Consider the following 13,798-nt stretch of genomic DNA (forward strand, 5'->3'; position numbering starts at 1 on the left):
CCCCACCCCAACCCTCCCCCGCAAGCGGGAGAGGGAGCAGACCGTCTCCGTGGAGAAAAAGCAGCCATGAAATTCACCCTCTCCTGGCTGAAGGATCATCTCCACACCGACGAGCCGCTGGAAAAGCTGGCCGATAAGCTCACCATGATCGGGCTCGAGGTCGAGAACATCGAGGACAAGGCGAAGGCGTTGAAGCCTTTCACGATTGCCAAGGTGATCTCGGCCGAGCAGCATCCGAACGCGGATCGGTTGCGCGTCTGCATGGTCGACACCGGCAATGGTGCGGCACCAGTGCAGGTCGTCTGCGGCGCGCCGAATGCGCGCGCAGGGCTCGTCAGCGTGTTCTCGCCCCCCGGCACTTACATTCCGGGCAAGGACATCACGCTCGGCGTCGGCACCATCCGCGGCGTCGAGAGCCGCGGCATGCTGTGCTCGGCCGCTGAACTGCAGATCTCGAACGACCATGACGGCATCATGGAATTGCCGGCCGATGCGCCGGTTGGCGCTGCTTACGCCGAATGGGCCGGCCTCGGCGATCCCATGATCGAGATCAATCTGACGCCGAACCGGCAGGACTGCACCGGCGTGCACGGCATCGCGCGCGACCTCGCCGCGGCCGACATGGGCAAGTTCAAGGACCCGACCATCAAGCCGATCAAGGGCGAATTCCCCTGCCCGGTGAAGGTCACCGTCGAGGATGCCGCGCTGTGTCCGGGCTTCGCGCTGCGGCTGGTGCGCGGGGTGAAGAACGGCCCGTCGCCGGAATGGCTGCAGAAGCAGCTGACTGCGATCGGACTGCGTCCGATCAACGCGCTGGTCGATATCACCAACTTCATGACCTATGACCGCGCGCGGCCGCTGCATGTGTTCGACGCCAAGAAGGTCAAGGGCAATCTCGTGGTGCGGCGTGCCCGCGACGGCGAGACGCTGCTCGCGCTCGACGGCCGTACCTACAATCTTGATCCCGCCGTTTGTGTGATCGCCGATGAGCACGGCGTCGAATCGCTCGCTGGCATCATGGGCGGCGAGGCTTCGGGCTGCGACGAGAATACCACTGACGTGCTGATCGAATCGGCGCTGTGGAACGAGATCAACATCGCCCAGACCGGCCGCAAGCTCGGCATCAATTCGGACGCGCGCTATCGTTTCGAGCGCGGCGTCGACCCGGCCTTCATGGTGCCGGGGCTGGAGCTTGCGACAAAACTGGTGATGGAGCTGTGCGGCGGCGCGCCCTCGGAGAACGTCGTGGTCGGCAAAGCCTTCGGCGACGATCGCGTGATCGACTTCCCGGTCACCGAGGTGAAGCGGCTGTCCGGCATCGAGGTGCCGCAGCCGGAGATGAAGCGCATCCTGACCCATCTCGGCTTCATGATGGCGGGTCCGGGGCCGGTGGTGAAGGTTGCGGTGCCGTCCTGGCGCTCCGACGTGCACGGCAAGGCCGACATCGTCGAGGAAGTCGTCCGCATCTACGGCATCGACAAGGTGCCGGAGACGCCGTTCGAGCGCGGCGAGGATGCGCGCAAACCCGTGCTGACGCCGATCCAGCTCCGCACCCGCCGCGCCCGGCGGGCGCTCGCAAGCCGCGGCATGACCGAGGCGGTGACCTGGTCGTTCATCACGAAGGCTGCGGCAAAACTGTTTGGCGGCGGCCAGCGCGAACTCGAAGTGGCCAACCCGATTGCGTCCGATCTTTCCGACATGCGTCCGACGCTGCTGGCCGGCCTGATCGCGGCGGCGCAGGCCAACGCCGATCGCGGCTTTGGCGATGTCGCGCTGTTCGAGGTCGGGCAGGTTTTCAAAGGCGACCGTCCGCAGGATCAGCTCATGGCGGCGAGCGGCATCCGCCGCGGCTTTGCCTCGTCGGAAGGTCTCGGCCGGCACTGGTCGGGCTCGGCGCAAGCCAGCGTGTTCGACGCCAAGGCCGACGCGCTTGCTGTGCTGGCTGCTGCCGGTGCGCCGATGCAGGCGCTTCAGATCGTGGCCGGGGGACCTGCGTGGCTTCATCCCGGACGCTCCGGCACGATCCAGATCGGCCCGCAGAACGTGCTCGGCACTTTCGGCGAGATGCACCCCCGCGCGCTCGAATCGCTCGGCGCCGATGGCCCGCTGCTGGTGTTCGAGGTGATCCTCGACCGCATTCCCGAGGCCAAGAAGAAGCCGACCCGTGCAAAACCCGTGATCGAGCTGTCGGCGTTCCAGCCGGTGTCGCGCGATTTTGCCTTCATCGTCGATCGTACCGTCAAGGCCGGTGAGATCGTGCGCGCAGCGCAGGGCGTCGACAAAAAGCTGATCAGCGCCGTCAACGTGTTCGACGTCTATGAGGGCAAGGGCATCGATGACGGCAAGAAGTCGATCGCCGTCGCGGTGACGATCCAGCCGCGCGAGAAGACGCTGACCGATCAGGAAATTGAGGCCGTAGCCGCAAAGATCGTGGCCGAGGTGACGAAGAAGACCGGCGGCACATTGAGAGCATGAGTCTCGCCGACTTTCTGCCCAAGGACGTCAGCCTCACCATCGCGATGGCGCTCTGCGCCATCGCTTTCGTTTCGGGCACCGCGCGCGGCTTCTCCGGATTCGGCTCGGCACTGATCTTTATGCCGCTTGCGAGCAGCGTCGCAGCACCGCGGCTCGTCGCAGCGCTCCTCCTCGTCATCGACTTCGTCGCGGCGGCGCCGCTCCTGCCGGACGCGTGGCAGAAGGCCGACCGCAAGGCGACCGCGGTGATCGTGCTGGGCGCGCTGGTCGGCGTGCCGGTCGGCACGTATTTCCTCAGCGTGCTCGAACCGGTCACCACCCGCTGGATCATCTCCTGCTTCGTCGCAGCATTGCTTCTGTTGCTGCTGTCGGGCTGGCGCTATCGCGGCAAGGATCACGCCTGGCTGTCGGTCGGCATCGGCAGCCTCTCAGGCTTCTGCAGCGGGTTGGCGCAGACCGGCGGGCCGCCGATCGTCGGCTATTGGCTCGGCCGGCCGATCGCCCCGATCGTCGCACGCGCCAATATCCTGTTGTTCTTCGGCGCGTCGGACTTCTTCTCGATGGTCAGCTATGCGACCACCGGCCTGATCTCACGCGAGTCCCTCGTGCTGTCACTCATCGTCGGCCCGGTCTACGCCGTCGGCGTCGCGTTCGGCACATCGCTATTCGGCCGCGCCAGCGAAACCGTGTTTCGCGGCATCTGCTATGTGCTGATTGCGCTGGCGGTTGTCGCCGGGCTGCCGGTGCTGGATGGAATTTTGCGCTGACCGATCCACTCGTCGTCCCGGCGAAGGCCGGTACCCATAACCCCGGTCGGTATTTGTGGTGCGATCTGGCAACTACGAGTCTTCGCCAAACCATTCCCTGTGGTTATGGGTCCCGGCCTTCGCCGGGACGACGAGTTAGTTTTATTGCGGCCGCGTCGTCTTTCGCCGCTTGGTCGATTGCGTCGGCACGTCGGCCGGCTCGTCCTTGAGTGCGCCGATCTTGCGGAGCGCCGCATCTGCGGCGCGCTCACCGCTTTCCCAGGCGCCGTCGACTGTGCCCCACAGCGTCTCGTGCGCGGCTTCGCCTGCAAGGAACATGGGGCCGATCGGTTCAGTCAGGATCTTTCGCGACAGCTGCCCGCCGGGCGAAGCGGCCGACATCGCGCCCATCACGAAGGGCGAGGCGTTCCAGCGCGTTGCGCTGACCTTCTGCACCGCGGCGGCCGCCTCGCTGCCGAACAGTTTGGTGATCCATTCCCTGGCGAAGGCGATCATCGCTTTTTCGCCCTGCTGCGAGAGATCGCGGCCGAACGAGCCGCCGATATCGATCGAGCACAGCGAAGACCCGCCAATGTTGGCGAATAGCAGCGCGGTGCGCGTCGAATTGCTCTGCTCGATGAGGATGTCGTCGCGCGACAGGCCGAGCGGATTGCCCGGCAATTGCAGCACGATGTGATCGTAGCTGCCGAGCCCGAGTTTTGACGCGGCATCGAGCGTGCGCTTGGGGATATCGGGCACGAACTTGATCGCGCCTGATGTCAGCACATTGGTCGAGACCGTGATGATGGCGGCGCGCGCGGCGATCTTGCCGGACGGTGTTTCGACGCTGACGTCGCGATTGCTCCAGGCGATGCGGCTTGCCGGCGTCGACAGCGCGACCGGCGCCTGCTCGCCAAGCCTGCTGATCAGCGTGCCCAGACCCTGGCGGCAGGCGATCGCGGCATTGCGGTCTTGCGCGCGCGCCTTGTCGATGGCCGAAAGCTCCTTCAGATCCTTGCCGGCAAAACTCGCGCCCAGCACGAACTCCGCCGCGCCAGCCCAGTCGCCGAGATCCTTCGGCAGCACCGACGCGCACGCGGTATCCAGCTTGCCGCGCGCGGCGTCGTCGATGGCGCGGTTGGCGCGCACCAGCGCCGCGAGAAATTCCTCGGTCTCGCCGGCGCGTGCATTACGGCGGCCGATGCGCATCTTCTGGCCCGACGGCGCGGGCAGGACGTCGAGCCCGGCGCTGCGCGCCAGCCGGATCATCGGATTGGTCTCGGGATTGTGCATCCAGCGCGCGCCGCGATCGAACGGCACGTCGAAGGTCGTGCTGTCGGTGATGCAGCGCCCGCCGATCTGCGACGCTGCCTCCACCACCACGACCTTGCGATTGGCGGCCATGATGCGCCGCGCCGCAGCGATTCCGGCCGCGCCGGCGCCGATCACGACAATGTCAGCCTCGCGCGGCAGCGTAGCGGCCGATGCGTGCAGGATCGGCGCTGCGGCAAAGGCTGCGGACGCCGATAGGAAGCTGCGGCGCGTGATTGTCATGTCATAGTTTCCGGAGACTTGCGGCAAACGGGAACAGCTAGCGAACCTTGCCGCATCCGATGTTGCGCGGCAACTATCATGGTGAATCAATCGTGCTTGACCTCACAGAGCCATGAACCGAATTGCAAGACGTTTCGACCATGCTAGAACAGGGAAAAAGGTGGCCGGAAAAGGCCGCGGGGGGAGTTCGACATGGGGACGGTCCTAGACTCAGTCGGCAAGCTGATTGCCGCGTACCTCTCGAAGGAGGTGCCGGGCTATGAGCCGTTCACGCCGAGCGATCCGGAGCATCTGCGCGGCGTCATCGAGCCCGGCGACGTGCTGCTGGTCGAAGGCAACAACCGCATTTCCGGCATCATCAAATACCTGACGCAATCGACCTGGTCGCATGCCGCACTCTATGTCGGGCCGGTCGAAGGCGCCGAAGAGCCCGACGGCGAGCCGCACGTGCTGATCGAAGCCAACATCGGCGAGGGCGTTACCTCAGCGCCGCTGTCGAAATATTTTCCCTATCACACCCGCCTCTGCCGCCCGGTCGGATTGTCCCATGAGGACCGCACCACGGTCTGCCGCTATGCGATCAACCGTATCGGCTTCGGCTACGACACCAAGAACATCGTCGACCTGATGCGCTTCCTGTTTCCGTTGCCGATACCGCAGCGCTGGCGCCGCCGCATGATCGCGATCGGCTCGGGCGATCCCACCAAGATCATCTGTTCGGCGCTGATCGCGCAGGCCTTCGACGCGGTGCGCTATCCGATCCTGCCGAAGATCACCAAGGCCGGCAGCCGCGCCGCCCGCCGCGAGATCCTGCACATCCGCGATTCCTCGCTCTACATGCCCCGCGACTTCGACATCTCGCCCTATTTCGAAGTCGTCAAACCCACCATCGTGCACGGCTTCGACTACACCGCCCTGCACTGGGCCGACAAGCAGAAGCCGCTCGAGGAGGTAGCCGGCACCTTCAGTGTGTTTCCAGAAACGTTCTGTGCGCCGCCGCTCGTTCCTGAGGCGATTGACGAAGAGACGCCGGTTCCGGCTGAAGAAGTGATCGCGCCTGCGCAGATGGTGGAGCGCGTCACCGTCTCGGAGCATTTCCTGCTGCTGAAGAAGATCGCAAGGTACCGCCCGGGGCGCCGGGCACGTGCACGCGAGATGGCGGCGTAACGATCTCCAGCCCGGTCATTGCGAGCATAGCGAAGCAATCCAGATGCCTCCGCGGAACGATTCTGTATTGCTTCGCTTCGCTTCGCTCGCAATGACGGGGGGTGATCTACCGCTCCGCTCGTCCGATCACCGACATCAACTCCGCGATCTTCTCGCGCTGGTCGGCCTTGTCGCCGCTGGCGATCGCGTGCTCGACGCAATGGGCGACGTGGTCCTTTAAAATCTCCTCTTCGACCCGGCGCAACGCGGCGCGCACCGCCGAGATCTGCGTGACGATGTCGATGCAGTAGCGATCCTCCTCGACCATTTTCGAGAGGCCACGCACCTGGCCCTCGATCCGGCCGAGACGTTTTCCGACAGATGCCTTGATGTCCTTGCGCATGCCGTCTATATACCCCCATAGGGTATATGTTGCAAGGCCGGAGCGTGGCAATGAACGACAGCGAACACGGGCACCATCACAAGCCGGACACCGATTCCGGATGCGGCTGTTCCGCCAAGGCGGTGGCGCCGGCCGAGTCTGCAACCTCCTCATGCTGCGGCGGGCACGGCGATCATGCCGGCCACGCGCATGACCATGGCGACGCGGCGACGAAAGTCCACGATCCCGTGTGCGGCATGACGGTCGATCCCGCCACCTCCAAGCACCGGTTCGACCATCACGGCGAGACTTTTCATTTCTGCTCGGCCGGCTGCCGAACCAAGTTCGCGGCCGACCCGGCAAAATACCTCGCCAAGGAGAATGCGCCCGAGCCGGAGATGCCGGCGGGCACGATCTACACCTGCCCGATGCATCCGCAGATCCGCCAAATCGGGCCGGGAAGCTGCCCGATCTGCGGCATGGCGCTGGAGCCCGAAGTCGCGAGCCTGGAGACCGGCCCCAATCCGGAGCTCACCGACATGACGCGGCGGTTCTGGATCGGCGGCGCACTGGCGCTGCCGCCGGTGGTGCTGGAGATGGGCGGCCATCTCGCCGGCCCGCACAATTGGATCGACGCGACGCTGTCGAACTGGATCCAGCTCGTCTTTGCTACACCCGTCGTGCTGTGGGCCGGCTGGCCGTTCTTCGTGCGCGGCTGGCAATCGCTGCTAACACGCAATCTGAATATGTTCACGCTGATCGCGATGGGCACGGGCGTCGCCTATGTTTACAGCGTCATCGGCACGCTCGCGCCGCAGACGTTCCCCGCGACCTTCCGCGGCCATGAAGGCGCCGTCGCTGTCTATTTCGAGGCCGCCGCAGTCATCACCGTGCTGGTGCTGCTCGGCCAGGTGCTGGAGCTGCGCGCCCGCGATGCGACGTCCGGCGCGATCAAGGCGCTGTTGCAGCTCGCCCCGAAGACTGCGCGCCGCATCGATGCCGACGGCGGCGAGCACGAGGTCGAGATCGACGCACTTCATGCCGGCGACCGCCTGCGCGTGCGCCCTGGCGAAAAAGTGCCGGTCGACGGCGTCATTCTGGAGGGCCGCTCCTCGCTCGACGAATCCCTCGTCACCGGCGAATCCATGCCGGTCACCAAGGAGGCCGACGCAAAAGTCATCGCCGGCACGCTCAACCAGTCGGGCAGCTTCATCATGCGCGCCGACAAGGTCGGACGTGAGACGCTGCTGTCGCAGATCGTGCAGATGGTCGCCGACGCACAGCGTTCGCGCGCGCCGATCCAGCGGCTCGCCGACCAGGTCGCCGGCTGGTTCGTGCCGGCCGTCATCATCGTTGCCGTCGCTGCATTTGCGGCGTGGGCCTGGTTCGGACCTGAGCCGCGGTTGGCCTTCGGCCTCGTCGCCGCCGTCAGCGTGCTGATCATCGCCTGCCCCTGCGCGCTCGGGCTCGCCACCCCGATGTCGATCATGGTCGGCGTCGGCCGCGGCGCGCAGGCGGGCGTGCTGATCAAGAACGCCGAGGCGCTGGAGCGGATGGAGAAGATCGACACGCTGGTGGTCGACAAGACGGGCACGCTGACCGAGGGCAAGCCCAAGGTGGTCGCGATCGTTCCGGCAGCCGGCTTTACGGAGGACGACATCCTTCGCCTCGCAGCCAGCGTCGAGCGCGCCAGCGAGCATCCCTTGGCCGACGCCGTCGTGCGCGCGGCGAAGGAGAAGCAGCTTGCAATCGGCCAGGTCGAGCAGTTCGATTCGCCGACCGGCAAGGGCGCCACCGGCAAGGTCGACGGCAGGACCATCGTGCTCGGCAATGCAAAATATCTGAGCTCGATCGGCATCGACACCAGGGCGCTCGACGCCGAGGCCGAGCGCCTGCGCGGCGATGGCGCGACCGTGATCAACATGGCCGTCGACGGCGCGATTGCCGGCCTGTTCGCGATCGCCGATCCGGTCAAGGCTTCGACGCCGGAGGCGCTGAAGGCGCTCGCCGCCGAAGGCATCAAGGTGATCATGCTGACCGGCGACAACCGCACCACGGCGCAAGCCGTCGCACGCCGGCTCGGCATTGCCGACGTCGAGGCCGAGGTGCTGCCGGACCAGAAGAGCGCGGTGGTGACAAAGCTGCAAAAGGCCGGCCGCAGCGTCGCGATGGCCGGCGACGGCGTCAACGACGCTCCGGCGCTGGCCGCGGCCGAGGTCGGCATCGCGATGGGCACCGGCACGGACGTCGCCATGGAAAGCGCCGGCGTCACCCTGCTCAAGGGTGACCTCACCGGCATTGTGCGTGCGCGAAAACTGTCGCAGGCGACCATGAGCAACATCCGGCAAAACCTGTTCTTTGCCTTCATCTACAATGCGGCCGGCATTCCGATCGCCGCCGGCATCCTCTATCCGACGTTCGGCGTGCTGCTGTCGCCGATCATCGCGGCGGCCGCGATGGCGCTGTCATCGGTCAGCGTGGTCGGAAACGCGCTGCGGCTGCGCGCGACGCGGCTGTGAGCGCGGTGGACTCCATGTAAAACGGCAAGAGCGCACCGCGCGGGCGGACATGTCCCGGCGCCGCTCCGGGACACGGCTCCTTGCGCCGCAGCCACCAGGCCGGCATCCCTTGCCGAAACGACCCGGCGTGTCTAACTCTCGCGGGTGGTTTCGTGAGAGGTGCTGCCATGCTGGATGCCGCCGTCAAGGCGCTGTCGCAAATGATCTCGCCGCCGATGCGCTCGATCCTGTGGCGATCGATCGGCGTTGCCCTGGTGCTGATCATCGTGCTGGCGATCGGGTTGCAGCGGCTGCTCACCTGGTTCGCCACTTATGGCGAGACCTGGCTCGAGGGGCTGCTTGGTCCCGGCTGGCACACATCGCTCGAGGTTCTGGCCTGGATCGTCTCGATCGCGGCGGGCCTGGGTGTCGTGTTCGGCGCCGTGTTCCTGATGCCGGCGATCACCTCGCTGGTGGCGAGCCTGTTCGTCGACGCTGTCGCCGACCATGTCGAGCGCGAGCATTATCCGGCCGAGCGTCCCGGCGTTGCGCTGCCTTTCAGCCAAGCTATCACCGAGGGCGTCAAGACGGCATTGCTGACCATCCTGGTCTACCTGATCGCGCTGCCCTTCGTATTCCTGGCCGGCGCGGGGTTCCTGATCTTCTTCCTCGCGACCGCCTGGCTGCTGGGCCGCGAATATTTCGAGCTCGCCGCCATGCGCTTCCGCTCGCCGGAGGAAGCCAAGGCGATGCGGCGTGATAATGCGGCGACCATCTTCACCGCTGGCCTGATCATCGCAGCCTTCGTCTCGATCCCGATCGTCAATCTGGCGACGCCGATCTTCGGCATGGCCTTCATGGTCCATATGCACAAGCGCCTGTCCGGACCGCGGCCCGAACTGATCGAGCCGGCGCGGCAGATGCGGTGATGGCAGCCGGCGCGGGATCAACTCAGACCGTCTTCTCCGGCCACCGGCAGAGATCGTTGATCAGGCATACTTCACAGCGCGGCTTGCGTGCGAGGCAAGTATAGCGGCCGTGCAGGATCAGCCAATGATGGGCATGCAGCATGAACTCCGGAGGGATCACCTTTTCGAGACCGAGCTCGACCTCGAGCGGCGTCTTGCCGGGCGCAAGTCCGGTGCGGTTGCCGACGCGAAAGACGTGCGTGTCGACCGCCATGGTGTGCTCGCCAAAAGCCATGTTGAGCACGACGTTAGCGGTCTTGCGCCCCGCACCGGGTAACGACTCGATCTCGGCACGCGTGCGCGGCACCTCGCCGCCGAACTCGCTGAGCAGCTTGGCCGACAGGGCGATGACGTTCTTCGCCTTGGTGCGGTAGAGGCCGATGGTCCTAATGTAATCGCGAAGCCGCTCCTCACCGAGATCGAGCATTTTTTGCGGCGTGTCGGCGACCTCAAACAATACGCGCGTCGCCTTGTTGACGCCGGCGTCGGTCGCCTGCGCCGACAGCACGACAGCAACGAGCAGCGTAAAGGGATTGAGATGCTCGAGCTCTCCCTTTGGCTCCGGATTGGCTTTGCGGAAACGGCTGAAGGCTTCGTGGATCTCGGACGGGGTCCAAAGCTTTGTAGCCTTGAGCGATTTCTTCGCGGCCGCTCTCGGCTTTGCTGCGGCCGGCTTTGCCTTTTTCTTCGGCACGGCTGATTTGCGCGGGACCGCCTTGCGGGTGATTTTTGCCATGATCGGGATATACTGACGGACCATGAGCACAGGCAACGAAATTGAGCGCGAGCGATCTGAAAGCGAAAGCGAGGTGCAGATCTTCTCCGCGCGCCTGACGCCGCACCGCTCGCTGAATCGCACCGGTTTCCTTGCCGTGATGCTGTTTTTGAGCGTGATCAGCTTCGCCACCGGCATCGCGTTCCTGATGATGGGAGCATGGCCGGTGTTCGGCTTCTTCGGCCTCGACGTGCTGGTGATCTGGTGGGCCTTCAAGGTCAATTTCCGCACCGCTCGCGCGCGCGAGGAGATCGTGGTCACGCCGTCCGAATTGCGCATCCGGCGCGTCAGCCACCGCGGTCAGGTCGCCGAGTGGACATTCAACCCGCTCTGGGTCCGCCTTGATCAGGAGGTCGACGAGGAATACGGCATCGAACACCTCTATCTGATCTCGCGCGGCCACCGGCTGCTGATTGCCGGATTTTTGGGTCCAGAGGAAAAATCTAGTTTTTACAATGCCTTGGTCGGGGCGCTGAACGCCGCCCGACGCGGCCCGATCTACAATCCGCTCACCTGAGCTCGGGTCGGAAAACGGGTGGTTTCGAGGCGCCCCCTCCCCTACATTTCCGGTCATGATGACACTCGCCATACATGACCAGCGCCTGGCCAAGCCGGGCTTCCAGGACGCCGCGATGCGCGACTATGATTCCGTGCGACGGGCGATCGCCTTCATCTCGGCAAACTGGCGCGCGCAGCCGACCATCGAAGCGATGGCGGATGCGGCCGGCGTTACGCCGGACGAACTGCACCATCTGTTCCGCCGCTGGGCCTCGATCACGCCGAAAGCGTTCATGCAGGCGCTGACGCTCGACCATGCCAAGGGCCTGCTGCGGGATTCCGCCAGCGTTCTCGACGCCGCGCTCGACTCCGGCCTGTCAGGTCCCGGCCGGCTGCACGATCTCTTCGTCACGCATGAGGCGATGTCGCCGGGCGAGTGGAAAAATGGCGGCGCCGGCCTGACGCTGCGCTACGGCTTCCATCACTCGCCGTTCGGCACCGCAATCGTGATCGCGACCGATCGCGGCTTGTCGGGCCTTGCCTTCGCCGATCACGGTGAGGAGAAGATCGCGCTCGCCGACATGATGCGGCGCTGGCCGAATGCAACTTACGTCGAGGACCACGAAGGCACGGCGCCGCTCGCCCAGCGCATCTTCGACACCAAACTGTGGCGGCCGGACCAGCCGCTGCGCGTGGTCATGATCGGCACCGATTTCGAGGTGCGGGTGTGGGAAACGCTGCTGAAGATCCCGATGGGCCGCGCGGTGTCCTATTCGGACATCGCCTGCAACATCAAGAGCCCGAAGGCCTCGCGCGCCGTTGGCGCTGCGGTCGGCAAGAACCCGGTCTCCTTCGTCGTGCCCTGCCACCGCGCACTCGGCAAAAGCGGCGCGCTCACCGGCTATCACTGGGGCATCACCCGCAAGCAGGCGATGCTGGGCTGGGAAGCGGGAAAGGTGGGGATGCAGTAAGATTGTCGTCCCGGCGAAGGCCGGGACGACAGGGAGTGTTGGATACGCGGTTAGCCCGCCAGATCCAGCTTCGAGGCCACCGTCGAATCCGCGTTGAGCCGGTAGATGATCGGCACGCCGGTGGCGAGTTCGCGCTTCAGAATGCCTTCGGGCGACAGCTTTTCCAGCACCATGATCAGCGCGCGCAGGGAGTTGCCGTGGGCGGCGACGAGCGTCCTCTTGCCGTTGAGCACGGCGGGCAGAATCTCCTGCACGTAATAGGGCAGCGCACGCGCCAGCGTGTCCTTGAGGCTTTCGCCGCCGGGCGGCGGCACGTCGTAGGAGCGGCGCCAGATCAGCACCTGGTCCTCGCCCCATTTCTTGCGGGCGTCGTCCTTGTTCAGACCCGAGAGATCGCCATAGTCGCGCTCGTTCAGCGCGAGGTCCTTCGACGTCGGCAGGCCTTCCTGGCCGAGCTCGCCGAGAATGAGATCGAGCGTGTGCTGCGCGCGCGTCAAGACCGAGGTGTAGGCGACGTCGAACACGAGGCCCTGTGCCTTCAACTTGCGGCCGGCTTCCCTGGCTTCGGTCACGCCGAGCTCGGTGAGATCCGGATCCTTCCAGCCCGTGAACAGGTTCTTCAGATTCCATTCGCTCTGGCCGTGACGCACGAGCACGAGAAGACGTTCTCTCATTGAGACCTTTCCGTTACTTTCGTTCAGATGTCGGCAAGGCCGAGCACATCGGCCATCGAGTAGAGCCCGGGCTTCTTGCCATGCGCCCACAGCGCCGCCTTCAGCGCACCATGGGCGAACAACATGCGATCCTCGGCATGGTGCGACAGCGTCAGGCGCTCGAACGGTCCGAGAAAGCTCACGCTGTGATCGCCGGCCGCGGTGCCGCCGCGCAAGGAAGCAAACCCGATATCGCCGGGCTGGCGCGCGCCGGTGATGCCGTCGCGGCCGCGCACGCAATGCTCGTCCAGCGCGACGCCGCGGCCGGTGGCGGCGGCCTGGCCTAGCATCAGCGCGGTGCCCGACGGGGCGTCGATTTTCATGCGGTGATGGGTTTCGACGATCTCGATATCGAAGCTTTGGTCGAGCGCCTTGGCGACGCGCTTGACCACGGCGGCGAGCAGGTTGACGCCCAGGCTCATATTGCCCGACTGCACCACCACCGCGCGGTTGGTGACGCTCTTGATCACCGCGTCGTCGGAGCTCGACAGGCCGGTCGTGCCGATAACGTGGACGAGACCGCGTTGGGCCGCGATCGCGACATTGGCGATGGTCGCGGCCGGCACGGTGAAGTCCAGAATGCCGTCGGCGTCCTTCGACAACGCCCAGAGATCGGCCGAGAGCGTGATCCCGTTGGCCGGGAGACCCGCGAGCACGCCGGCATCCTTGCCGAGCAGTTCGGAGCCCGGCGCCTCCAGCGCCCCGGCCAGCACCGCGCCTTCGCTCTCGGCGATTGCCCGTGTCAGTGCCCGGCCCATCCGGCCGCCGGCTCCAGCAACAATCAAGCGCATGTCGGACATGATGTGATCCTCTCAGGTGCTTTGTAGCGGCGGGACGCAGTTCCGGCAACCGAGGGAGGATCAGGCGATGCGTGCTCGCCTTTACCCTCCCCTGGAGGGCAGGGGAATCGCATGTCGGCGCGTCCAAGCTATTGCCAAGGCGAGGAAATTTGATTCTGACAGTGTCTCCTGACTCGAGAGGGGACTATTTTGGAGCGCTTCACGGAATGCTTTTCGTCGTTGGTCGATCCTCGGAAGAACCAAGCACAGCACGATTTGACAGAGATGCTGTT

General features: G+C 65.3%; 12 protein-coding genes. 7 read left to right on the forward strand and 5 right to left on the reverse strand.

The annotated features are described in order from the left end of the window. The first annotated feature begins 66 nt into the window (after positions 1–66). Positions 67–2,475 (forward strand): phenylalanine--tRNA ligase subunit beta, encoded by a 2,409-nt coding sequence (gene pheT / locus GWG65_RS39430; protein WP_275200794.1) that lies wholly within the window; start codon positions 67–69, stop codon positions 2,473–2,475. Continuing rightward, positions 2,472–3,242, forward strand: a complete 771-nt coding sequence (locus GWG65_RS39435; RefSeq protein WP_275200795.1) for a sulfite exporter TauE/SafE family protein — start codon at positions 2,472–2,474, stop codon at positions 3,240–3,242. The genes pheT and GWG65_RS39435 overlap by 4 nt, the downstream gene beginning before the upstream one ends. Before the next feature lie 141 nt (positions 3,243–3,383). Here the strand turns inward: GWG65_RS39435 and GWG65_RS39440 are convergent, their stop codons facing one another. Continuing rightward, complete coding sequence (locus GWG65_RS39440; protein ID WP_275200796.1) at positions 3,384–4,775, reverse strand: FAD-dependent oxidoreductase; 1,392 nt, start codon at positions 4,773–4,775, stop codon at positions 3,384–3,386. Between the two features lie 192 nt (positions 4,776–4,967). On the opposite strand from GWG65_RS39440, the gene GWG65_RS39445 reads away from it, so the two are divergent. After that, complete coding sequence (locus tag GWG65_RS39445; protein WP_275200797.1) at positions 4,968–5,942, forward strand: YiiX/YebB-like N1pC/P60 family cysteine hydrolase; 975 nt, start codon at positions 4,968–4,970, stop codon at positions 5,940–5,942. A 106-nt stretch (positions 5,943–6,048) separates the two neighbouring features. Here the strand turns inward: GWG65_RS39445 and GWG65_RS39450 are convergent, their stop codons facing one another. Next, positions 6,049–6,324 carry a metal-sensitive transcriptional regulator gene (locus GWG65_RS39450; RefSeq protein WP_275200798.1) on the reverse strand — a complete coding sequence of 92 codons (276 nt, stop codon included), beginning with the start codon at positions 6,322–6,324 and terminating at the stop codon, positions 6,049–6,051. Positions 6,325–6,374: 50 nt separating this feature from the next. Between GWG65_RS39450 and GWG65_RS39455 the strand changes: the two genes are divergently transcribed. Further along, entirely contained in the window at positions 6,375–8,822 is a 2,448-nt protein-coding gene (locus tag GWG65_RS39455) for a heavy metal translocating P-type ATPase (protein WP_275200799.1), read from the forward strand. A 167-nt stretch (positions 8,823–8,989) separates the two neighbouring features. Then, positions 8,990–9,730 (forward strand): sulfate transporter family protein, encoded by a 741-nt coding sequence (locus tag GWG65_RS39460; protein ID WP_275200800.1) that lies wholly within the window; start codon positions 8,990–8,992, stop codon positions 9,728–9,730. A 22-nt stretch (positions 9,731–9,752) separates the two neighbouring features. Here GWG65_RS39460 and nth read toward each other — a convergent pair whose 3' ends face one another. Further along, on the reverse strand, positions 9,753–10,505 hold the full coding sequence (gene nth / locus GWG65_RS39465; RefSeq protein ID WP_275200801.1) for an endonuclease III: 753 nt from the start codon (positions 10,503–10,505) through the stop codon (positions 9,753–9,755). A 22-nt stretch (positions 10,506–10,527) separates the two neighbouring features. Here nth and GWG65_RS39470 point away from each other — a divergent pair, with 22 nt between their 5' ends. After that, positions 10,528–11,061, forward strand: coding sequence for a DUF2244 domain-containing protein (locus tag GWG65_RS39470; protein WP_275200802.1), 534 nt, complete (start codon positions 10,528–10,530; stop codon positions 11,059–11,061). 55 nt (positions 11,062–11,116) lie between these two features. Next, positions 11,117–12,013, forward strand: a complete 897-nt coding sequence (locus tag GWG65_RS39475) for a bifunctional helix-turn-helix domain-containing protein/methylated-DNA--[protein]-cysteine S-methyltransferase (RefSeq protein ID WP_275200803.1) — start codon at positions 11,117–11,119, stop codon at positions 12,011–12,013. 50 nt (positions 12,014–12,063) lie between these two features. Here GWG65_RS39475 and GWG65_RS39480 read toward each other — a convergent pair whose 3' ends face one another. Both GWG65_RS39480 and dapB read right to left on the reverse strand, forming a co-directional pair. Beyond that, positions 12,064–12,687: a 2,3-bisphosphoglycerate-dependent phosphoglycerate mutase gene (locus GWG65_RS39480; RefSeq protein ID WP_275200804.1), complete on the reverse strand. Its 624-nt coding sequence runs from the start codon at positions 12,685–12,687 to the stop codon at positions 12,064–12,066. A gap of 23 nt (positions 12,688–12,710) precedes the next feature. Next, on the reverse strand, positions 12,711–13,526 hold the full coding sequence (gene dapB, locus GWG65_RS39485) for a 4-hydroxy-tetrahydrodipicolinate reductase (RefSeq protein WP_275200805.1): 816 nt from the start codon (positions 13,524–13,526) through the stop codon (positions 12,711–12,713). Positions 13,527–13,798: the final 272 nt, after the last annotated feature.

The organism is Bradyrhizobium sp. CSA207, from assembly GCF_029051685.1.
In the GTDB taxonomy this organism is placed as follows: domain Bacteria; phylum Pseudomonadota; class Alphaproteobacteria; order Rhizobiales; family Xanthobacteraceae; genus Bradyrhizobium.